The 21146-nt window shown below is 64.3% G+C and carries 25 protein-coding genes; 16 read left to right on the plus strand and 9 right to left on the minus strand.

All coding sequences use genetic code 11. The features are described 5' to 3' along the window. The first annotated feature begins 17 nt into the window (after positions 1 to 17). Together dhaL and NG701_RS16585 are read left to right on the plus strand one after the other, a co-directional pair. Positions 18 to 686: a dihydroxyacetone kinase subunit DhaL gene (dhaL, locus tag NG701_RS16580; RefSeq protein ID WP_252568873.1), complete on the plus strand. Its 669-nt coding sequence runs from the start codon at positions 18 to 20 to the stop codon at positions 684 to 686. A gap of 153 nt (positions 687 to 839) precedes the next feature. After that, positions 840 to 1778 (plus strand): aldo/keto reductase, encoded by a 939-nt coding sequence (locus NG701_RS16585; RefSeq protein ID WP_252568874.1) that lies wholly within the window; start codon positions 840 to 842, stop codon positions 1776 to 1778. Between the two features lie 312 nt (positions 1779 to 2090). On the opposite strand, the gene NG701_RS16590 is transcribed toward NG701_RS16585, so the two are convergent. Continuing rightward, positions 2091 to 2273, minus strand: coding sequence for a YegP family protein (locus NG701_RS16590; protein WP_252568875.1), 183 nt, complete (start codon positions 2271 to 2273; stop codon positions 2091 to 2093). Positions 2274 to 2588: 315 nt separating this feature from the next. Here NG701_RS16590 and NG701_RS16595 point away from each other — a divergent pair, with 315 nt between their 5' ends. Next, positions 2589 to 3317 (plus strand): helicase associated domain-containing protein, encoded by a 729-nt coding sequence (locus tag NG701_RS16595; RefSeq protein ID WP_252568876.1) that lies wholly within the window; start codon positions 2589 to 2591, stop codon positions 3315 to 3317. Here the strand turns inward: NG701_RS16595 and NG701_RS21460 are convergent. Next, positions 3206 to 3916 (minus strand): tyrosine-type recombinase/integrase, encoded by a 711-nt coding sequence (locus NG701_RS21460; RefSeq protein ID WP_374208705.1) that lies wholly within the window; start codon positions 3914 to 3916, stop codon positions 3206 to 3208. The genes NG701_RS16595 and NG701_RS21460 overlap by 112 nt on opposite strands. Positions 3917 to 4302: 386 nt before the next feature. Between NG701_RS21460 and NG701_RS16605 the strand changes: the two genes are divergently transcribed. After that, positions 4303 to 5997: a SulP family inorganic anion transporter gene (locus NG701_RS16605; protein ID WP_252568877.1), complete on the plus strand. Its 1695-nt coding sequence runs from the start codon at positions 4303 to 4305 to the stop codon at positions 5995 to 5997. Between the two features lie 84 nt (positions 5998 to 6081). Here NG701_RS16605 and NG701_RS16610 read toward each other — a convergent pair whose 3' ends face one another. Next, positions 6082 to 6300, minus strand: coding sequence for a three-helix bundle dimerization domain-containing protein (locus tag NG701_RS16610; protein WP_252568878.1), 219 nt, complete (start codon positions 6298 to 6300; stop codon positions 6082 to 6084). Between the two features lie 218 nt (positions 6301 to 6518). Between NG701_RS16610 and NG701_RS16615 the strand changes: the two genes are divergently transcribed. After that, the gene (locus NG701_RS16615) at positions 6519 to 6761 is read left to right on the plus strand and encodes a hypothetical protein (protein ID WP_252568879.1); all 243 of its coding nucleotides are present in this window, start codon (positions 6519 to 6521) and stop codon (positions 6759 to 6761) included. Between the two features lie 18 nt (positions 6762 to 6779). After that, complete coding sequence (locus NG701_RS16620) at positions 6780 to 7193, plus strand: adenine nucleotide alpha hydrolase family protein (protein WP_252568880.1); 414 nt, start codon at positions 6780 to 6782, stop codon at positions 7191 to 7193. Positions 7194 to 7207: 14 nt separating this feature from the next. Here NG701_RS16620 and NG701_RS16625 read toward each other — a convergent pair whose 3' ends face one another. The 5 genes from NG701_RS16625 to NG701_RS16645 form a co-directional block, all read right to left on the minus strand. Then, positions 7208 to 7669: an SRPBCC family protein gene (locus tag NG701_RS16625; RefSeq protein WP_252568881.1), complete on the minus strand. Its 462-nt coding sequence runs from the start codon at positions 7667 to 7669 to the stop codon at positions 7208 to 7210. A gap of 129 nt (positions 7670 to 7798) precedes the next feature. After that, positions 7799 to 9391: a CYTH and CHAD domain-containing protein gene (locus NG701_RS16630; protein WP_252568882.1), complete on the minus strand. Its 1593-nt coding sequence runs from the start codon at positions 9389 to 9391 to the stop codon at positions 7799 to 7801. Between the two features lie 505 nt (positions 9392 to 9896). Then, positions 9897 to 10283 carry a DsrE family protein gene (locus tag NG701_RS16635; RefSeq protein ID WP_252568883.1) on the minus strand — a complete coding sequence of 129 codons (387 nt, stop codon included), beginning with the start codon at positions 10281 to 10283 and terminating at the stop codon, positions 9897 to 9899. An 11-nt stretch (positions 10284 to 10294) separates the two neighbouring features. Beyond that, positions 10295 to 10702 carry a DUF302 domain-containing protein gene (locus tag NG701_RS16640; RefSeq protein ID WP_252568884.1) on the minus strand — a complete coding sequence of 136 codons (408 nt, stop codon included), beginning with the start codon at positions 10700 to 10702 and terminating at the stop codon, positions 10295 to 10297. Positions 10703 to 10736: 34 nt separating this feature from the next. Then, positions 10737 to 10994, minus strand: coding sequence for a metal-sensitive transcriptional regulator (locus NG701_RS16645; RefSeq protein WP_011777016.1), 258 nt, complete (start codon positions 10992 to 10994; stop codon positions 10737 to 10739). A gap of 123 nt (positions 10995 to 11117) precedes the next feature. On the opposite strand from NG701_RS16645, the gene NG701_RS16650 reads away from it, so the two are divergent. The 7 genes from NG701_RS16650 (at position 11118) to NG701_RS16680 (ending at position 16627) form a co-directional block, all read left to right on the plus strand. Next, positions 11118 to 11735 carry a rhodanese-like domain-containing protein gene (locus NG701_RS16650; protein WP_252568886.1) on the plus strand — a complete coding sequence of 206 codons (618 nt, stop codon included), beginning with the start codon at positions 11118 to 11120 and terminating at the stop codon, positions 11733 to 11735. Further along, positions 11732 to 12634 (plus strand): sulfite exporter TauE/SafE family protein, encoded by a 903-nt coding sequence (locus tag NG701_RS16655; protein WP_252568888.1) that lies wholly within the window; start codon positions 11732 to 11734, stop codon positions 12632 to 12634. The genes NG701_RS16650 and NG701_RS16655 overlap by 4 nt, the downstream gene beginning before the upstream one ends. Before the next feature lie 23 nt (positions 12635 to 12657). Continuing rightward, positions 12658 to 12999, plus strand: coding sequence for a rhodanese-like domain-containing protein (locus NG701_RS16660; protein WP_252568889.1), 342 nt, complete (start codon positions 12658 to 12660; stop codon positions 12997 to 12999). A gap of 32 nt (positions 13000 to 13031) precedes the next feature. Continuing rightward, positions 13032 to 13328, plus strand: coding sequence for a rhodanese-like domain-containing protein (locus NG701_RS16665; RefSeq protein WP_252568891.1), 297 nt, complete (start codon positions 13032 to 13034; stop codon positions 13326 to 13328). A gap of 53 nt (positions 13329 to 13381) precedes the next feature. Next, entirely contained in the window at positions 13382 to 13747 is a 366-nt protein-coding gene (gene trxA / locus NG701_RS16670; RefSeq protein ID WP_252568893.1) for a thioredoxin, read from the plus strand. Between the two features lie 117 nt (positions 13748 to 13864). Then, positions 13865 to 15265, plus strand: coding sequence for an MBL fold metallo-hydrolase (locus tag NG701_RS16675; protein WP_252568894.1), 1401 nt, complete (start codon positions 13865 to 13867; stop codon positions 15263 to 15265). An 84-nt stretch (positions 15266 to 15349) separates the two neighbouring features. Beyond that, complete coding sequence (locus NG701_RS16680; protein WP_252568896.1) at positions 15350 to 16627, plus strand: MFS transporter; 1278 nt, start codon at positions 15350 to 15352, stop codon at positions 16625 to 16627. Between the two features lie 214 nt (positions 16628 to 16841). Here NG701_RS16680 and NG701_RS16685 read toward each other — a convergent pair whose 3' ends face one another. Further along, a complete protein-coding gene (locus tag NG701_RS16685; protein WP_252568898.1) occupies positions 16842 to 18392 on the minus strand; it encodes a recombinase family protein in 1551 nt (516 codons plus the stop codon). 282 nt (positions 18393 to 18674) lie between these two features. Here NG701_RS16685 and NG701_RS16690 point away from each other — a divergent pair, with 282 nt between their 5' ends. The 3 genes from NG701_RS16690 (at position 18675) to NG701_RS16700 (ending at position 20602) form a co-directional block, all read left to right on the plus strand. Next, the gene (locus NG701_RS16690; protein ID WP_252568900.1) at positions 18675 to 18929 is read left to right on the plus strand and encodes a hypothetical protein; all 255 of its coding nucleotides are present in this window, start codon (positions 18675 to 18677) and stop codon (positions 18927 to 18929) included. Positions 18930 to 19277: 348 nt separating this feature from the next. After that, a complete protein-coding gene (locus NG701_RS16695; protein WP_252568902.1) occupies positions 19278 to 20300 on the plus strand; it encodes a DUF4192 domain-containing protein in 1023 nt (340 codons plus the stop codon). Between the two features lie 26 nt (positions 20301 to 20326). Further along, positions 20327 to 20602, plus strand: coding sequence for a glutaredoxin family protein (locus tag NG701_RS16700; RefSeq protein WP_252568903.1), 276 nt, complete (start codon positions 20327 to 20329; stop codon positions 20600 to 20602). The last annotated feature ends 544 nt before the right edge of the window (positions 20603 to 21146 follow it).

The raw sequence follows: 21146 nt of genomic DNA on the forward strand, positions 1-21146 counted from the left end.
CAACTAAAGGAAATACCATGAACAACCTCATCGACGGCACCGCTGCACTGACGTGGATCACCTCATTCAGCGAACGGTTCGGCTCGACGCAGGCCTACCTGACTGAGCTGGACCGGCTCGCCGGTGATGGTGACTTCGGCACCAACATCGCTTCCGCCCTGGAACGGACCCACGCGGGCCTGCCCGACGCAGCCGAAGCCACCTGCATCAACGTCTTCCAAGCCGCCAGCCGCGGCTTCATGGCCACCGGCGGCACCAGCGGCCCCCTGTTCGGCATGTGGTTTCGTGACATCGCCAAAAGCACCAAAAACGACGCCGCAGCCGTCCATGAAATCGCCCAAGGCATCGCCGCTGGCTTGGCCACCATCCAAAAACTCGGCGGAGCCAAAGTCGGTGACAACACCATGATCGACGCTTTGGAGCCAGCGTCGGTGGCCCTCACCGCAGCAGCAGAACGTGGCAGCACCCTGGCAGAAGCCCTCCTGGACGCGGCACTGGCCGCACGCGCAGGTGCCGAATCAACCACTGAGCTCATCGCCACCCGCGGCAGAGCCACCTACGTGGGAGAGCTCGCCCGTGGCGTCCTTGATCCGGGCGCCGTAACCATCGCGATCTTCTTCGAAGCCGGCGCCGACGCTACCGGCAACTCCCATACTTGGCAGCCTCTGGGTGCTTCCGTGCAGTGAGTTCCTCAATTGTAAAGCTGACGGGAGAACCTAGACCGGACCCGGGAAGAGCCCGACGGAGCGGAAATCGATCTGCTGGACCGCAACATTGCGCTCGAGCTCGTGCACGCCACGGAAGCTGCAGTCCGATCACGTCACCGGAAGGCGTTTAGGATGACCGTGCGCAGCGATGGGCGTCTCGGGCTGGGGCTGGCAGCCATTGGCCGTCCCGCGTACATCACCGCCGGCCGAGGCGACGATCTGGGTGACCCATCCCACCGGACACCAGCTCGCATGGAGGGCCGGGCGCATCAACTGCTCGATGCTGCATGGGATTCAGGTGTGCGGTACTTCGATGCGGCCAGATCCTACGGGCATGCCGAAAAGTATCTCGGATCCTGGCTCGCCGGGCACCCCGGGCAACGCAGGGATCTCGTCATCGGCTCCAAATGGGGGTATGAGTACGTCGGTAACTGGGAGATGGACGCGGAAGTGCATGAACGCAAAGAGCACTCCGTCATCATGTTCGAACGCCAGTTGCCCCAGTCCGTAGAGGCACTGGGCACCAGACCGGACTTCTACCTGATCCATTCGGTGACCCCGGACAGTCCCGCGCTGACGGACACCCACCTGCTCGACCGGCTCCGGCAACTTGCCGGTACCGGTGTGCGCGTCGGGATCTCCACCAGCGGTCCGGCACAGGGCGAGGTCATCGATCGTGCACGTGCAGTTCCGGACTCACCGTTGACGGTCGTCCAGGCAACGTGGAATGTGCTGGAGCAATCGGCGGCACCGGCGTTGGAAAGGGCCCACGCCGCGGGTTGGTTGGTGGTGGTCAAGGAAGCGTTGGCCAATGGACGGCTCACCGATGGTGGTCCCGTGCAGCATGTGAATGCGCTGGCCTCATTGGACGGGCAAACGACGGACGCGTACGCACTCGGTGCGGCCTTTGCCCAGCCTTGGGCGGACATCGTCCTCAGCGGCGCTGTCACACCTGCCCAAGTGCAGGCGAACCTTGCCGCGCGCACTCCCACGGACCTCAGTAAACTCCCAGACTTTGCCGTGGAACCGGCCGGCTACTGGTCCGGGCGGGCTGCTCTGGCCTGGGCCTAGGATCGCACTCCCACAAATTTCTATCCGGTCCATGTGGGGAGGGTTGACCTGCTCTTCCATCTGACCATGATCCCGCCAATTGGGGTGTTCCAGTTCCTTGAACGTGGGAGACGCGTGGCGGGACGTTGATTTCGCACTTCGGTGGCGACTCAATCGACGTGAATTGAGGGAGCAAGGACCGGAGTCGCCGCCCTGTTACGGCGGCTACTCCGGTCCTTTGTTTGGGGATTGTGAGAGTTCAATGCGCCTGGGGACCCGGTCCCCGTTCGAACGGTGCACACACGACGAGACCCCCGCAGCGCAGGCTGGGATCTAGGACTCGGTCAGGTCCACGATGTCTGATCCTGCGTTGCCTTTCACGGAATCGATACCTTTCATCGCAGCTGCTTTGCTGCTGTAGGACTCTCCTGTGGCAATGACCTCTCCGTTGCCGGCCTTGAGGCGGAATCGGAAGCCCCCGGAACTGTCCTTGTACACTTCAAACTTGCCTGCCATGCGCCTGTCCTCCTGGTCATCGCCGACCGGACGTGTCCGGTACGGCACGGATACTGCCCAACGTGCACATCCTAGCGAGCGGGATGGCGTCGAGCATGCCCACTTGGAATGACAATATTTTGGCGTCCGCGCCGCGTAATCATCTTGTTTCAGAAGTTGTTCCGAAAGTCGTGCCGCCTGATCGCGTGCCGAACCGACTTTCGGTACCGTGCTGGGGTGGGTGTTGGGATGGCTGGACTACGAGACGGGAACGCCGAGCAGCGGCGGGCAGAAGGCATTGATGACGGAAATAAGACGATCGGCCCCGCACCCTGAATGGGTGCAGATGTACCGCCAGGGAATCCCGTCTCCGAAGATCGCGGCCGCACCGGCGTCGCAGCGAGCACGGTCCACTACCACCTCTATATCGCTGCCCAGGCCGAGCCAGCTATCCGGGAGGAACACAAGGCAGCCACCGCTTCAACCTCAAGGAACCTCGCCGCAGGGGTGCGCAACATGTACGACACGATCGCATTCCACAAGGCTGAAGGCAGGCTCCCCACCATGGGCGGGGCTACAGCTCGGGAGCGGGCGATGGGCGTCTGGATCCACCGGCGCCGACAGGAGGCCGTCCTGGGGACCCTCTCCCCCATCTACAGGCAAGGCGTGAGCGTCATTGCCGGATGGGAGAAGCCATCCACCCGCAAATCCGACGACGAAGCCCGGTGGCGCCAGCGCCTGGCCGAGGTCACCGATTACAGGGCCGCCGGCAACGACTGGCCCCGGCACAAGAAAACCGACACCGAGAAGGAACGGGTCCTGGGCGTCTGGCTCCACGTCCAACGGATAAAGCACCGCCGCAACCAGCTGGACCAGAACAAGGAAGCACAGCTGAACACGCTTCTCCCCCGGTGGCGTACCGGCAGGGTCAGGGGCCGGCGTGCCGCGAGCGGTCATCGTCCGCCTCCGAACCGGATGTCGAGGCGAGCCGCGGCGAGTCCCATCAGCTCCGGTGTTGCGGACAGATACCAGTACGTTCCTGCGGGATTGATATGGCCGAGGTAAGTCGACAGCACCGCCATTCTGCCGCTGACGTCGATGCCAGAGCGATGCCAGCCGGTCAGAGTGCGGACCGCGAAGGAGTGCCTCAGGTCATGAATTCGGGGTCGCACTGTCGTGGTGCGCATTCCGATGGAGGTGGTGATCTTATTGAAGAGGTATCGCGTGTTGGCGCCGGTTGCCGTAGCGCCGTCTGCGGTGATGAAGAAGGCCTTCGAGCTCGGCTTCGGACACAGCTGGTCGCGACATGAGGCATAGGCCTGCAGTGCCGCGCTCACGCTCGGGTGGACCGGCACCAGCCGGGGGCGGTCGAACTTGGCTTCCCGGATCGTCAATACTCCCTCGACGGGGTCGACATCGTGGCGCTCCAGGCGGAGGGCCTCTCCCAAGCGCATCCCTGTCACGGCGAGCAGTCCGAGGAGCGCCGCGAGGGTCGCTGCCGTGAGCGGCGGCTGGATCTGACGCGCCGCCGCCAGGAGACGTCCGATCTCCTCGTCCGACCACAGATACGGTGCCGGGCGCGGCTGACGCGGACCGAAGACTCCCAGAGGCGGGGCCGCCTGCGGGGGAAGCAGCCCAAGCTCTCGAAAATACAGGAAACACATCTGGTCTCCGTTCACCGGGCAGGGACGCACACGACGGTGGAACTAGCCGAACTCTTCTCAGTGGCGCGCTCAACCGTCTACCGCGCCATTAAACGCGCCGGCGACACCACGTAACCCCTAGCCTAGATTTCCGTCCCGATCCTTTTCAGACCGCGGAGTAGCCACTAGGCCCACGCCTGTGGCTCACGCCAGAGCGCCGCCCGACGGCGCCTGACATGCACAAACGACGCCGTTCCGCGCCGGAGCCTCGTCGGACCCCTATAGAACCTTGGATGTGGAACGCCAGAATTGGTCCTTCGGCCGGGGCTGCGCACAATTATCTGCGCAAGGCTGGGTTCGCCCGATTATGGATGGCTAGCAGGGGCATGATGGGACATGATCGGAATATGAGCCGATCCGGAAAGACTCCATTCTCGGCGGTCCCGCCAGCCCTGCGTGGCTACAGGATCGAGTGGCTGCGCCACGACCTGGTGGCCGGCGCCGCGCTCTTCGCGATCTTGGTCCCTGCGGGCATGGCGTACGCCCAGGCCGCCGGTCTTCCACCGGTGACCGGCCTGTACGCGACGGTAGTGCCCCTGATTGTCTACGCAGCGGTCGGGCCATCGCGTGTGCTGGTGTTGGGGCCGGATTCCGCGCTCGCGCCGATGATCGTTGCAGCATTGGTCCCCCTGGCCGCGGATAACGAGCAGAAATCCGTTGCGCTGGCGGGTCTCCTGGCCATACTGATCGGCGGCATCTTGCTGTTCGGGTCGGCGCTGAGGCTGGGAGTCGTCACGGGACTGTTGTCGAAGCCCATCCGGCTCGGCTATCTCAACGGCATCGCCTTGCTGGTAGCTGTGTCCCAGCTTCCCACCCTCCTGGGGATCACCGTGGAAGGCGGCACACCCTGGGAAAAACTCTTCGCCGCCGTGCCGAAGGTGTTTGCCGGCGAGTCCAATTTGACGGCGCTGCTGCTCGGCTTGGTCTCGCTGGCGCTCATCTGGGTTCCCCGCTGGCTGAAATGGAAGGTTCCGGGCGTGCTCATTGCGGTAGTTGTGGCCTGCATCGCAGTGGCCCTGTTGGGACTCCACGAGCGTTTGGAGGTCACAGGTGCCCTCCCGCAGGGGCTCCCTGCACCGGCCCTGGGCGGAATTGGCTGGGCCGACGTACTGGCACTTTTGCCCGCCGCCGCCGCGATCGCCCTCATCGTCTTCGTTGATACCGGAACCCTGTCCCAATCCCTGGCGGCCGCAGAGGACGGCAGGGTATCCGGCAACCATGAAATGGCAGCCTTGGGTGCGGCGAACGCTGCCAGCGGGCTACTGGGTGGCTTCCCGGTGTCGGCCAGCACGTCCCGCACGCCGGTGGCAGTCGAGTCCGGGGCGAAATCCCAGCTCACAGGGGCCGTAGGCGCAGTACTGGTGCTCGGATTCATGCTCGTGGCGCCCGGCGTCACCGAGTTCCTGCCCGCCGCAACCCTTGCAGCCATTGTCATCGCCGCAGCCGCAACAGTAGCCGACCCGACCGGTGTGCGACGGCTTATCTGCATGAGCCGCAGTGAATCGTTGGTGATGCTCGCGGCATTTCTGGGGATCACCATACTGGGCGTCCTCCCGGGCATCGCCGTTGCCATCGGCTTGGCAATTCTGGACTTCCTACGGCGGGCCTGGGACCCCTACCGTACTGAACTGGTGGACGTGCTCGGGGTACCGGGGTATCACGACGTGAGCCGTCATCCGGAAGGGAAACGCATCCCCGGCTTGTTGATCCTGCGCTTCGACGCACCGCTGTTCTTCGGCAACGGAGCCTTGCTGGGGTCCTTCGTGCGCAACGAACTGGACCAGGCGGCGGACGGCACAGAACGCGTGGTGCTGGCGGCAGAGCCCGTGACAGGAATCGACACGACTGCACTGGACGAGTTGGTGCAGCTTGACGAATGGCTGGATCGGCACGGCGTGGACCTGGTGTTCGCCGAGCTCAAAGGCCCGGTGAAGGACAAATTGTTGCAATACGGCATGGGCGCCCGCTTCTCTTCCGAACATTTCTACCCAACAGTGAGCGAAGCAGTGAGGGCGTTCCAACGGGAGGATGGGGAGGCGTAGGGAAACGGTTATCCCCGGTCATCAACCATTTCCTCCACGAGGCGGGACCGGTTCCGGCCGCGCTATCCCGGGGGACCGGTAGTGTCAGCGCTCTGCCGATGGCGGCGCGGCCTTCCCGCGCAGTCTGTTCTTAGCGCCATGTTCTATCAGAGTCGGTATGTAGGTGCGGATCCGGCTGGTGTCCAGCCGGGCGTACTCTTCGGCCACGACACCGGCGATGTAGTACCGGGATGTTTCGGGGTATCGCGCGGAGAGGCGGTCCGTGACCTTGGCGATGGTTTCACGCTTTTCCGTATCGTCCATCAAATCATTTTGAGGCCCGGGAACGGCGGCGTCCATCAGCCTGCTTACTGCATTTGGCGGCCCCTGCCGACAGGCCGGTGCCCGGCCTCTGCCCGGGAATGTCGGCTGCTCTTCGGCCGGGCGTGAGCCTGGCATTGAAAAATCACGTTGTGGAAACTTTCGGGCAACCTTGGGGCGTGCACAGTGTAGTCAGGGAACGCCTCGGAAAGGACCCGCCCATGAACGTAGCTGCGAAGAGAGTCGTTGATTCCTGCCATGAGTTGACGGACGGGGATAGGATCGACGCCCGGTATAAAGAAGCTTTGGTGCACCGGGGACGGATGCCCGACCACGGGTTGTTCTGGATCATGGATGAGATTACCGGCGGCCGGAGGCTGCTGGACATGGCCGAACTGGAAATCGTCCTGCTGCAGGCCGAGGCAGGACCACAAGCTGCCGACATCGAAGCTACCGCTGCGTAACTTCGGGACGGACTGGGTGTGCAGAGACATCGGCTCCGGGCTTTCATTGAGGGAGCCCGGCTCGCCCGTTCCGTGGACGCCCATTTGGTGTGCGCGTACGTGGACCCGGCGGGCTATCTGGCGGAATGGGATCCTCCCCGTTCCGGCACGCGGCGTCGCTGGACCCGGCAAGCAGTGTCGAGGCTCTGGTCCCTGCCACGAAAGTGCAAGAGGGCCTCGTGCTCTGCCTGGGAACTCCAGGGGCTGGGTGGTCCTTCCGGGTTGCTGAGCGGTGCCGCCGCACCGGCCCTGGCCCGTCTCACGGCGAGCACAGGAGTGTCCCTGCTGATCGTCGGCGGTCCCCGGCCCGGCGTCCTCGCCAAGCCCAGCGCGTGTTGGAAGGAGCCGTTCCGGATTCAGGACCGTCCGGTGCTCGTCCTCCCGGCAGGGTAGCCCTGACTATCCGGTCAGCCGAACAGTTCGGCGCGTTCCTTCACGGCTCTGATATGTCGGCGAAGGATCGTTCCGTGTCCTAGACGGTTTTTCCCATGAGCCCGGCCAGAGGGCCGGCGAATTCTTCCTGCACGCGCAGGTGCGTCATCGCGTCCTGGGAGGGAGGAGATGGTGAAGGTCCGGACGCTTTGAACAGGCCCAAGGGGCAGACCGCCGGTCCAGGTCATCACCTCGCCCGGGATCTGTTCCACGCGGAGACGGTACCTGCGGTTACCGCTGGTGGTGGTGCGGATCCGGATGGTGCCGCCGTTGCGGACGTCACCGTCGATCTCGGTGATGCCCGAGTCCCACACGGTGTAGCTACTGGCATCGGTGATGCCCGAGTCCCACACGGTGTAGCTACTGGCATCGGTGATGACGTCCCACACGGTCGAGCTGCGGGCGTTGATCAGGATCCCGGCCTCAAGGATCTGCATGGCCTTCGCAGTGTCCGCCGACTCCTGCCGGACCGCCGGTTTTGGCCGCCCTGCGGGTTAACGTCACATGTCCTGGTCGACACATTCCGGGACATAGCGGGTTCCCGCCGCCTGCTCGACGGTTTGAGGTCAGGTTTGGAGGCGGCGGCCGCGCGTTTTTTTACGCAGTTTCCGGTAGGCCGTCTCGGTTTTTGCAGCCGTTTCGGCTTCCTGTTCGGTCAGGGCCTTGTAGACGGCGGCGGTTCCGGCGGCCATGTCCGGTGCCGAGGCGAGCCGATTCAGAAGCTCGCGCGCAACGACGGTGTCCTGGTGGTCGCCGAGGACACTTTGGATCCGATGCCCGGTTTTTTCCAGGACACGTGCCCGTTTCCTGTTGATGGCGGTGGCGGATTCTGCGGCGTGACGCAGCCGTTTGGCGTCTTTGCGGACCTGGTGGAGCGTAGTGTCGTATTCGGCGGTTCCGGCTGCTTTCCGGGCGGCTTTGTGGGCCCGGTCCAGGCGGCGGGCAGCTTTGTTCACCAGCCGTGCGCTGGCTTTACGGGCCGGCCGGGAGGCTTTGGATTTCGCGAGCGGGTTGTCGCGGAAGTGTTCCAGGGCAGTCACGATCCGGTAGTACCGCGCCGAGCTGAGCGTTGCGAGGGCGCGCTGGTAGCCGGTGTTGTAGGCGGTGCCGAGTTCGTGTTCGATCTGTCCGAGTGCCGGCCCGGAAGCCTGCGCTTCGGGGAGGGCGTGCAGGTTCGCGAGGATCCGCGCGCGCATCACTTCGGCGTCGCGGGGACGGCCCAGGATCCGGCCGAGCCACTGCAGGTCCCGTTCCAGTCCGACGACGGCACCTTTTTTGAACAGGGTCCGGTAGGTCCGCAGCACGGACCGGAGCCTGCGGGCGGCGGAGCGCATCTGGTGCACGGAGTCCGGCACGCCTTGCCGGACTCCGGCGTCATGGGTGAGGAGTTCGTTGATCTGCGCGCCCACATAGGCGGTCACGACGTCCCGGACCGGGCCCTTCTTCCGCGGCGCCACCGGGCCGGCGGTCCGGGCCTCGGGCCAGGAAGGGCCGAGGGCGCGGGCGACTTTGGCGGCGTAAGCTGACGGCACTGCCCCGGCAGCCTCCAAGGCCGGCTGCGCGGAGGTGAAAAGCTCCGGTGTGCCGTGGACGAGTTCGAGTTCCCATTCACGCCAGTGCGTTACCGGGCCCAGGTTATGGAGGGGGACGGCGTGGACGCGGTCATCGGTGAAGTCGGCGAGGTGTTCCCCTGCGGACCCGTGCAAACTGTAGGTGCTGCGCCGGGTTGAGAGGCGGGCCACAGGCGAGAGCTCCTGACCGCGGGTGAAGACGGCGAGGTGGTCGAGCAGTTCGGCCGGGACGTGGTCGGGCTGGCCGAGGGGCGCCTGGAGCTCCCGCCGGCTGTCCGGCCCTGCCGGCAGTTTCAGGTGCCAGCCCTGGTCGGTGCCGCCCGTGCGGCGGCGCAGGGTGATGCCCCGGGCCGCGAGTTCCAGTCCGGCGGTGTCATAGTAGACGGCCTCCAGGAACGTCTCCGAGGGTTCTCCGGCCGGTTCGACGCCGGCAATATCGGCGAAGACCGGGACCCGGGCGGTGTGGCCGGTGTCGTACTTACGCTCCGTTTCGGTGCTGTCCCGGGACGCCATGATGCTCAGGCCGCCAGGGCCGTGCGACAGGCTGTGGGGGCGGTGGTGGCTGCAGGGGTGTTCGTCATGGTGCACGTCCTTGCCGGGCGCCGTGGCAATGGCCGGGGCGGGGCGCCCCGCACATCCCGGTCGTGCACTGATTCTAGGGCCCGCCCTGCGCGCCGGGCCAGTGCCGTTGGCCCGGGTCTAGCGGCTCGGGGCGGTGCCGGCCCATGGTGAAGGCCCGCCATGGGGGACGGCGGGCCTTCGGGAACGACCTTACCGGTGCGCGTTTCGAACATCGAGTGGAGAAAGCGGCAGGAGAGGCCGTTGGCTCCACGGCGCCGGACGTCCCGAAATGCGGAGTGGCCACCTGGTCCGCGTGCAGACGACTTCTGACATTCCGTGCAGTCGACTTCTGAAACTCACACCGAGACATAAGCGAGCCCGGCTTTTCAGCCGGCCACTAACCCCTCCCCAAGCTTAAAGTGCTGTCTTGAAAAGCTTATGTTTTTCGAGACAGGCGTGGTTACAGCCCTCTGGCCGCAAGGCTTGCGACGTGGGTGGTCTGAGTCTGCGATGCAAGCGGCTGGGGTGGCAGTCAGGGCCTGACGTAGGCCCAGCCCTGCCATTGGCGCTCCGCCAGGTGCGCCACTGCTGCTGGAAAAGTGCTGATGCCGGCGGTAAGGTCTTCTGTTTCCAGTCCTGCCGAGCGCATGCTGTTTGCACAGGCGAGAACTTCTACGTCCAGTTGCCGGGTGTGGGTGATGGTCTCGCTGACCGGCGAGTCTGCAGTGAGCAGGCGTACGCCAGGGCCTTGAACCACTACTTCGATGGCTGCTCCGGGCTCGAGTGCGGCACGGGCATTGGCTGAACTGCGCAGGATGCCTGCCAAAGTGTCGGGCTCAAGTGGACCTGCTGCATGGATGAGCAGACCTGGACCGTTTGGTGCTTGTGGCACTACAGGGGTGCCCTCGTTGTCAGACACTACTTATTCCGTTAGTCGCTCAAGGCGGCAAGGGCCTTGCGCAGGCGACTGCCGGCGTCGTCTGCGACCTCTTTAACAGCCGGCGAAGCGCTGAGCTGGACCATGGTCTGCGGGTCGATGGCCTCGATGATGGTCGTTCCTGCATCTTTGCCTTGACGTACGACGACGTTACAGGGCAGGAGCGCACCGATTTCGGGCTCGGCAGCAAGGGCACGGCTGGCTAGGCCGGGGTTGCAGGCACCAAGAATCACGTAGTCGCCGACAGCGTCAGCGGCTTCAGCGCCAAGCTTGGCCTCGAAGGTGGAACGCACGTTGATCTCGGTAAGTATTCCGAACCCCTGGGCCGACAGGGCCTCCCGGGCACGGTCAACGGCTTCGGCCCACGGAAGAGCGATGGTCGTGCTGAGTGTGTACGTCATGGTTCTCCTTGGGTGGCTCGAACGTGGGGGTTGGTCAGGCGAGGGAAAGGAAGAGCTTTTCCAGGTCTTTCTTGTCCATCGTTGCGTCCTTCTGGACGATGCACTGCTCCAGGCCAGTAGCGATGATGGCGAACCCGGCCCGGTCGAGTGCCTTGGACACGGCCGCGAGCTGGGTAACGACGTCCTTGCAGTCCCGGCCTTCTTCAAGCATGCGGGTGACAGCGGCCAGCTGGCCCTGGGCGCGCTTGAGCCGGTTGATCACGGGTGTCAGTTCTGAGGGATTGAGTTCCAAGAGTTTCTCCAAATGTCGATGACTTCCCTAAACCCTATACCCCATAGGGTGTTTTGACTACCCCCGGGGGTATCTGTAATACTCGGTGGGGTATCCACCTGACGACCTTTTGAGAGGCCAGCAATGACTTCCCCTTCCACGGCTCCTGCCGTTACCGCCCTTGCTCCCGAGACCCTGCGTACCTGGATTGACCAGCACCAGGACCTCGTGATCGACGTCCGCTCCGCCGCGGAGTTCGAGTCCATGCACATCCGCGGCTCTTACAATGTGCCCCTGCCGTTGCTGTCCGAGCACACCGACGAGCTCGCCGCCCGTCTGGGCTCCCGCGTGGTGCTGGTCTGCCAGTCCGGAGCGCGCGCCGAGCAGGCCCGCCAGCGCCTTGCCAAGTCCGGGATCGACTCCGCCTACGTCCTGACCGGCGGGGCGCCCGGCTTCGCTGCCGCCGGCGGCGACGTCGTCAGGGGCAAGGACCGCTGGGACCTGGAGCGCCAGGTCCGCCTCGCCGCAGGCTCCCTGGTGGTCCTGGGCCTGGCCGGCGGCAAATTCGTCTCCCCGAAGATCCGCATGCTCGCCGGCGCCATCGGCACCGGCCTGACCTTCTCCGCAGCCACCAACACCTGCGCCATGGGCCAGGCCCTATCGGCAATGCCGTGGAACAAGGCCGCCAAGGAACCCACCCGCGAAAGCGCCATCCTGACCCTTCCCGTCGCAGGCGCCCGGGAGGAGGCCAAAGCCTCATGACCGCCACCCTGATCCTGGTCCTTGCCCTGTCGGTGGTCATCGGACTCTCGCTCGGCGTCCTGGGCGGCGGCGGATCGATCCTGACAGTCCCGATCCTGGTCTACGTCGCCGGGTTCGAGGCCAAGGAAGCCATCGCGGCATCCCTGTTCGTTGTCGGCGTCACCTCCGCGGTGAGCGTGCTCAGCCACGCACGCGGCGGCAGGGTGATGTGGCGGACCGGCCTGATCTTCGGCGCGGCCGGCATGGTCGGCGCGTTCGTCGGGGGCCTGCTGGGCGGGCACATCCCCGGCCAGATCCTGTTGATCGCCTTCGCGGTCATGATGGTGGCGACCTCCGTGGCCATGCTTCGCGGCCGGAAGAAGAAGTCCGACGCCGGCGCAGCGCCGGTCAAGCATGAGCTGCCCCTTGGCAGGGTGCTGCTGGACGGGGCCGTCGTCGGGCTCGTGACCGGTCTGGTTGGCGCGGGCGGCGGATTCCTTGTGGTCCCGGCACTGGCACTCCTGGGTGGATTGCCGATGTCCGTCGCCGTGGGCACCTCCCTGGTGGTCATCGCGATGAAGTCCTTTGCGGGGCTCGCCGGATACCTCACCACCGTCCAGCTCGACTGGGGCATCACCCTCGGCGTGACTGCTGCCGCCATCGTGGGCACCCTTGCCGGCTCCAAACTCGCCGGCCGCATCCCCGAGGCCGCGCTGCGCAAGGCCTTCGGCTGGTTCGTCCTATTGATGGGAACCTTTGTCCTCATCCAGCAGGCCCCCGCCGACCTCCGATGGTTCATCGCCGCCGGAATCGCAGCTGTCACGGCAGCCACCGCCGGCATCTGCTGGTTCTTCATCCGCTCCTGCCCTCTGCGCAACCGCAGCGGCCGCCGCAGCAGCAGCGTACCCTCACCCGCCTGACCCACGACCACAAGGACAACACCATGGGCCTCATCAGCTCCCTGAAGAAAGCCTTCAGCAAGCCCTACAAAACAATCTCAGTCGCTGAGGCAAAAGACCTCCTGTCCTCAGGCGCCTCGCTGATCGACGTCCGCTCCGCCCAGGAATGGCGCTCCGGGCGGGCACCCCAGGCAAAGCGCGTCCCGCTGGACCGGCTGCAGACCAGCACCTCCGGAATCAACAAGAACCGGCCCGTGATTGCCATGTGCCAGTCCGGGGTCCGTTCCGCTTCTGCGGCCCGACTCCTCGCTACCCAGGGTTACGAGGTCTACTCCCTGCGCGGCGGCATGAGCGCCTGGCGCCAGGCCGGCGAACCCGTCCGCTAACAACAGCCCACATTATTTTGAAGGAGAATCCGATGGCTGAAATCACCATCACCGAAGCCGAGCAGCGGCGCTCCAACTCCTGCATTCTCGATGTCCGCGAGGACTTTGAGGTCGAGGAAGGCATGATCCCCGGCACCCTGCACATCCCCATGGGCCAGCTGCAGGCCCGCCTGTCCGAACTGGACCCTGCAGTCCCCGTCATTGCGGTCTGCCGCAGCGGCAACCGTTCAGCCCGCGTCGCCGACGCCCTCAACGGCGCCGGTTTCACCGCGGACACCATGGCCGGCGGCATGATCGCCTGGACCCGCGCCGGCCTCCCCACCACCTGACCCCTGCAGCCCCGCCACCAACCAAGACAACGCCCGAAAGGACACGAAAGACGATGGCAACCATCGACATTACCCAACAGAGCTTCGCAGAGACCCTGGAGAACAACGAGATCGTCTTCGTTGACTTCTGGGCAGCCTGGTGCGGTCCCTGCCGCATGTTCGCCCCCACCTACGGAGCCGCCGCTGAAAGGCACCCGGACATCACCTTCGCCAAGGTCGACACCGAAGCAGAACAGGCCCTCGCCGCCGCAGCCAGCATCACCTCCATCCCGACCCTGATGGCATTCAAAAACAAGACTCTGGTCTTCTCCCAGCCCGGAGCCCTCAACGCGACCGGCCTGGAAGAGGTCATACAGGCCGTCAAGAACCTGGACATGGACATGGACATGGACAAACTCCGGGCTGATACAGCCGAATAGCCTGCCTGACGCACGCAACGGATTTCCCGGCGCATATCCCTCTTTGCAGGATACCCCCAGGGGTATTACACTTAAACCAAGTCCCCAAGACACCCACTCCACGAAGGAGAGCACCAGATGCTTATCGAGCGCATTTACGATGAAGACCTCGCCCAGGCCAGCTACCTGATCGGCTGCCAGGCCAACGGCACCGCCGTTGTTGTTGACGGCCGCCGCGACATCGCGGTCTATCAGGATCTCGCCGCAAAGAACGGCATGAAGATCGTGGCCGTCACCGAAACCCACATCCACGCCGACTATCTCTCCGGCACCCGCGAACTCGCCGCCGCCACCGGCGCGAAGATCTACGTCTCCGGTGAAGGCGGACCGGACTGGCAGTACGAATTCGACGGCGAACGCCTCTACGACGGCGACAAAATCACCATCGGCAATATCACCATCAAGGCCCTCCACACCCCGGGCCACACCCCCGAGCACCTGTCCTTCCTGGTGACCGACGGCGCGTTCAGCGACCAGCCCGGTTACCTGCTCTCGGGTGACTTCGTCTTCTCCGGCGACCTTGGGCGGCCGGACCTGCTGGACGAGGCAGCCGGCGGCATCGACACCCGCTTCGAAGGCGCCAAGCAGCTCTTCGCCAGCCTGCGGGACAAGTTCCTGACGCTGCCGGACTACGTCCAGGTCCACCCCGCCCACGGCGCCGGCAGCGCCTGCGGCAAGGCCCTCGGCGCCATCCCCTCCTCCACCGTCGGCTACGAGCGGCTCTACGCCTGGTGGGGCCCCTACCTCGCCGCGAACGACGAGCAGGGCTTCATCGACGAACTCCTCGACGGACAGCCCGACGCGCACGCCTACTTCGGCCGGATGAAGCGCGAAAACCGTGAAGGCCCCGCCGTCATGGGCGAGCGGACCCCGCTGCCCGAGCTCGCAACCGGCATTGTTGCTGCAGGCCTGGCAGAGGACACCCTGACCTTCATCGACACCCGCCCCAACAGCGAGGTCCACGAAGGCACCGTAACCCGTTCCCTGAACGTGCCGGCCGGAAAATCCGTGGCCAGCTACGGCGCCTGGGTGGTCAACCCGGAGACGGACAATAACCCGCTGGTGCTCCTGGCTCAGGACCAGGAACAGGCCCAGGACATGTGGGACCACCTGGTGCGCGTCGGCATCGACAACGTTGCCGGCTACATCACCAGCATCGAAGGACTCCCCACCTTCACGCCGAAGCTGATCCAGCCCGAGGAACTCGACGGATTCGATCCCGCCATGGTGCTTGATGTCCGCAACAAGACCGAGCACACTGCCGGGCACATCTCCGGCTCCCACCAACTTAGCGGCGGCCGCCTCATGTGGCACCTGGACGAAATCCCCACCGAGGGCACTATCGTGACCTACTGCCAGAGTGGCGTCCGCAACTCCGTCGCCGCCAGCGCCCTGCGCCGGGCCGGGTACGACATCGTCGAACTCGACGGCAGCTACGCGGGCTGGAGCGCCTGGCGGAACTCCGTTCCCGCAGCCTAACCAGGCATCCCCCCAGACCGCCCGGGCTGGTCCCCCCTCCGGCCCGGGCACCTTTATGACCGCACAACGAACGGAGCACCGCGAATGCCGGGCAGCACACTCCCGCGCCATTACCCAGGATCTGCGGGCGCCGTGCTCGGCCTTCGGCAAAACCTTGCGCAGTTCATGCTGCTGGTGACAGTCAACGCACTGGTGGGCGGCACGATCGGCCAGGAGCGCACCGTCCTGCCCCTGCTCGCTTCCCAAACATTCCACCTGGACCTGTACACAAGCGCGCTGACGTACATTCTCGCTTTCGGTCTGTCCAAAGCCGCAATGAACTACTTCGCGGGAACACTCTCTGACCGGTATGGCCGCAAACCAGTCCTCGTCACGGGCTGGCTGGTAGCGATCCCCGTACCACTCATGCTCATCTTCGGGCCGTCGTGGGGATGGATTGTGGCGGCGAACGTGTTCCTCGGTGTCAGCCAAGGCCTGACCTGGTCCACGGCAGTGATCATGAAGATGGACCTGACCGGCCCGAAGCGGCGCGGCCTCGCCATGGGCCTGAACGAAGCGGCAGGCTACCTCGGAGTCGCCGTCACGGCCCTCGCTACCGGGTACATCGCCTCCGCGTACGGGCTCCGCCCCGGCCCGTTCCTCCTCGGAGCCGCATACATCGCCCTCGGTTTGGGCCTATCTGTCCTGACCGTGCGCGAGACCCACCACCACGCCAGGACCGAGGCCTCCCAGCACGTTAGTACACACAGGAGTGCCCACGCCGGCCTCACCACGGGCCAGGTTTTCACACTCACCAGCTTCAAAGACCGCTCACTCTCCGCAGCCAGCCAGGCGGGACTGGTGAACAACCTCAACGACGGCCTCGCTTGGGGCCTCTTTCCGGTCTTATTCGTCAGTTCCGGGCTAAGCCTGAACCAGGTAGGAATCCTGGCCGCCGTTTACCCCGCGGTCTGGGGCGCCGGGCAGCTCTTCACCGGGGCCGCCTCAGACCGGTGGGGCCGCAAGTGGTTCATCGTGGCCGGCATGATCGTCCAAGCCGCGGGACTCGCGATAGTCGCCTCATCCCACAGTTTCGGGCCCTGGCTCATCGCCGCAGTTCTCCTTGGGCTCGGAACGGCCATGGTCTACCCCGCCCTCCTGGCTGCAATCGGAGACGTCTCACACCCCACCTGGCGGGCCCGCTCCGTCGGGGTCTACCGGCTCTGGCGTGACGGCGGCTTCGCCATAGGGGCACTCCTGTCGGGTCTTCTCGCAGACCTATATGGGATTCCCACAGCCATCGCCACTGTCGCGGCACTCACCGCCGCCTCTGGCTTAGTAGTCGCCGTCCGAATGCGCGGCAACGACCACATGACGGGGTAAAAACTGGCCCTTAGCCTGACACGGCAGCCCGAACGATTCCGCATGAACGGACGGCCGTCAGCAGCCACAGCTCATCCGCAATCACGACACACAGCGACAACAAAACGCCGCCAAGCACCGTCAAAACCCACAGATTTGCGTTTCGAGTTCCAACCCTTAGGACCCAACCACGTGTCTCACTTAGCATCATAGAGAGAGACATAGTTACTGATTCTCAGTGCCAAACCATATCGATACGTTCGTGGTTGATGCCTCTCTTTCCCTTCGCGTCGGGTTTAACCCTATTAACCCTCGGAGTCGCCACCGCACGGAGGACGCGGCGCTTGTGGGGTAAGTCCAGTTCGGCCCACCCTTTTCGGGCCGCCCCTTCCCGCACGAGCCGCACCACGACCGGGTCCATCTCAACGAGCTTTTCCAACCGGTTCTGGGCTGCTTTGATCTTCGGCCCGATTCTGGCCTCCTGATCCAGGACCAGATCAAACCTGAGTTTCTGGGCGGCGTCCTCGCGGACCCTGTCCAGGTAGTCCTGATAGCTCGCAATCTCCGCCAATATGGCCTGGCGCTTGGCGTCGGTGTCCGTGTCACGCTCCCCGATCATCGCAAAGAAATCAGGCCGCTCCAGCCGGGTCAACACTAGATCGGTAACAACCTCGTCCAGGTGCGAATCGCGCATCGCGACGTGGAAGCCCGTCTTCCCGGGCACCCCGACGCAGACGTAGGTGTTGTAAAACGGATACGGCAGCTCATTGCCGTGGTCATCAACAGGCTTCGGCAACGGTTCCCCGGTTACCCTGTCCTTCCGTCGTCCGGCGTTTTGCTTACCTATTCGCATCGGAGCCCCGCACACACCGCACACCGCGATACCGGTGAGCAGGTGTTTGGCCGGCCAGTCGTTAGTCCGCTTGCGCTCCGGAGGACTCATGACGATCTGAAGTTTCTCCCAGGTTTCCAGCTCAATGAGTGCCGGCCACATAGCGTCACCGATGATCTCCCCCTGGTGCTGACGTTTTGCCGCATAGGCGGGCATAGTCAGCATCTGCTTGACGGCCGGGGGCGTCCAGCCAAGGCCCTGCCGATGCTCTTTGCGGGTCTCACGCCTCGGCGGGATGCCGCGTCCGTTGAAGTCCTTGGCGATGGCATAAAAAGTCTGTCCGGCAAGGACGCGCCGTGCTGCCTCCTGCACGATAGAGGCCTCATGTTCATGAGGCTCAACCCGGACCAGGGCGCCCGTCTCAGAATCCTTGATGCGCCGGTAGCCGTAGATCTTCTTGCCGTGCGGCCGGCCCTTTTCGGCGTTGGAGCGCATGTCGCGTTGCAGGCGTTTACTCGTCTTGGCGCTCTCATATTCCGAGTCGACCGCATCTTCCAGCAATGATCGGCGGTCCCGGGCATTGGCCGGGTCATACAACCTGCCGTGCGTTGTCACCCATATGCGGATACCACGCTCCTCACAGAGTTCGATGAGATCGACCCACTCCCCTGTCCGTCGTGATCCACGGCTTGACTCCCACAGCCCAAGTGCACCAGCACCAAAGGTGTCTTCTTCCAGGTCCATCATCAAGCGTGCAAAGCCCTCACGCGCCTGCTTCGAGTACCGGCTGGCACTTCGGTCATTGTCCCGGTAAGGCTCAGGATGGAGATCCCATCCCTGCTGCGCAAGAGCTGCGGCATTCTCCGCGTGCTGCTGGTCAGGACTTTTGCCCTTGCCACTACGATCCTTTGACCTGCGCAGATACTCGCGGACGAGCAGATTCTTGGGGTTCATTGACCCACCCTACTTTATAACTGTGTCCACGCTGACGGCCGTGAGGTGGGTAAATTCTGTGATCACGTCCGATCAAATTTGCCAGCCAGCGTCGCTGTTCAGTGCGGGACGTGGCACGACCATCGACGTCATGCCGCAGTGCTGCAACTCCTCCGTGAAGGACCTTTCGGCTCTCACCGGTCGCACTTGCCTGCTGCTTTGGTAACGGTCATGCACCAGATCGAGTCACTTCCATGTAAGGGGTGCCGAGGTCATCCAGGATCTGCCGATCAGGAGGGCACCATGCTCGACGATCAAAACACCCCAGATATGAGCGTTCCGGAGCAAGCCGCAACGCCAGGTCCGCGCCGGGACGTCCCACGCTCACAGGACGCCACTTCCGATGGTCACGGAAGCACGGTCTGGGGCATCCACTGTGACGGGGCCAGGCGACTGAACTATCGCGACTACTACTGGATGATGTCGCTGGCAGATTTTCTGGCGTGGATCCAGAAGGACGATGGCAGCGACCCGCCGATATCGTTCTCCCAGACCTGACTTGCCCAGGCAAACCATCTGATCCGGGCCCAACGTTAATCCCGAACATGCCAAGCCTCCTTTTTGCGCAGGAATCCCAACACCAATCGACCCTTCTGGTCCCCCATCATCGCTGGGCGGTCCCTGCACGCAACCCGCGCGCTACGCGCCGGTCATTCCCCCGGAGATTGTTCCTCGGCGCTCCTACGTCGCTTATTTCCTCACAACAATCTCCTCCCCCTGCCCGGTTCCCCGGGTTGCCCTCCGGTCCCTCATACCCAGCGGTGATTCCTCTACCAGAAGGCCCCACCAAAGCAGAAGCCCAAGCCAACAAAAAAGGGCCCTGCCAACCACGGAGGAGAGATCACCATGGACACCCTGCACATCACCACACCGGCCGACCTCGTCAGCCTCATCGGCCACAGCCTCGGCTACTGGCCCCACGAAAGCCTCGTCTGCATCTCACTCCAAGAAAACAGAATGGGAGCAACCCTCAGACTGGACCTGCCCACCACACCCGACCACGCCCACATGTACGCACGAAAAGTCGGCGGATACCTCCGCAGCGACCAGGACGCGACGGCGGCCGTCTTCGCGATCTTTACCGACACCACCCGCGACAACGACAGTGAGGCCCTCTTCGGCCCTCTCGTCGAATCACTCGCCCAGCAACTGGCATTGGCCGGGATGCCGATCCAGGCCGGCTGGATTGTCGGCCCCACCTCCATGGCCGAGTTCAGGATCCACCCCGTCTCCTATGGCCCGGACATCCCGCTTACTACCGTCCAATCAAGCGTGCTCAACGCCGAACTCATCTTCCGCGGCAGCCAAATCAAGGAGAGCCTAGCCCTGACACTCCCGAACCGAACGGTCACGCCTGAATTCACCGCCGACGTCGACACTCACCTCAAAGCCGCGGCGACGCAAAGTTACTCACAGCGGACAGCCGACGCCCGCGGAATCTGGTCCAGCCTCCTCGACGACGGGGAGGAGCCGACGACGGAGCAGCTCGCCGAAGTCCTCGCCCACCTACAGAGTCCCGAGCTCAGGGACAGGCTCATCGCGGACACACCCGGTCTTGACCTTCCGATGGAACTCCTCCTGTTCGGCGAATCCGACACCGCGCCTGACTGGGACCGGATCGACACCGCCGAAGCACTGCTGCGGCAGCTCTATGCCGTCGCTGCCCCCGAGTATGCCGCGGCCCCTCTCACCGTTCTCGGGTGCATCGCCTGGTGGAAAGGCAAAGGCTCCATCGCTTCCGACCTGATGGACCTCGCCCGGACTTACGACCCGGACTACCGCCTCGCCCGTCTCATGAACCAGATGCTCGGCTGCGGCCTCGTCGCAGGATGGGCCACGAGCAAAACCCAGGCCTACCGCACGCTCTAACCAAACCCCAGAAGGGAGCCGACACCATGAACATCGTTCTCTACGGCAAGCCCGGCTGCCAGCAATGCCGCCTGACAGCCCTCAGCCTCGACAAGGCAGGCCTCAACTACACGAGCGTCGACCTCACCACCAACGACGCGGCCCTCGAATACGTGCAGGACCTCGGCTACGGACAAGCGCCCGTCGTTGTAGTCGACGACCAACACCACTGGTCTGGCTTCAACCCGACCGAAATCGAGCGGCTAATCCGAGCGCTCCAGCACGCCCCTGGCACCCAGCCAACACCGAACGGCATTTTCTAGACCCCTCCACGGCTGAGCAATCCAAAGACCGTCGACCCGCCGTCGACGGTCTTTTCCTGTGCCCGAATCCACCCCAACCCAATCCCCCACTCATGGACCCGCCGGCAATCACGATTTCAGGCCAACCCCTTCAGCCCAGCTGTCTGCCACGTGGCTCACCCTCCCACGCCCCCCAAAGCCCGCGCCGCCTAGGCACAAGAGCGCCTCACACCTCTGGCATCTTGCAATGCGCCGTAACGAAGCACATAACGCCGAGTCATGCCGAGTCCTGCACCCGGACCCATGAACGGGTGTGAAAGACCAAACTTGCCCGGAATGCCACACCGCCTTCACGCCCACCCGCCGTGGGCAGGTCTACTGCACGTCAGCCTGTGCGAGCAGGCGGCGCCAACGACGCTACCGCGCGGCACGTCTGCGCCAGAGACGTAACTCGGGACAGCCCCCGGAAACAGTTCCCCATCGAACTGACAAAGATGAGCGGCCGACGCCGCAGCGCGCTGAGGTCTCACGTCTTCGCACAGGCTACGAGCGACGACTGCACAAG

This window comes from Pseudarthrobacter cellobiosi (assembly GCF_023913815.1).
Taxonomy (GTDB): Bacteria; Actinomycetota; Actinomycetes; order Actinomycetales; family Micrococcaceae; genus Arthrobacter; species Arthrobacter cellobiosi.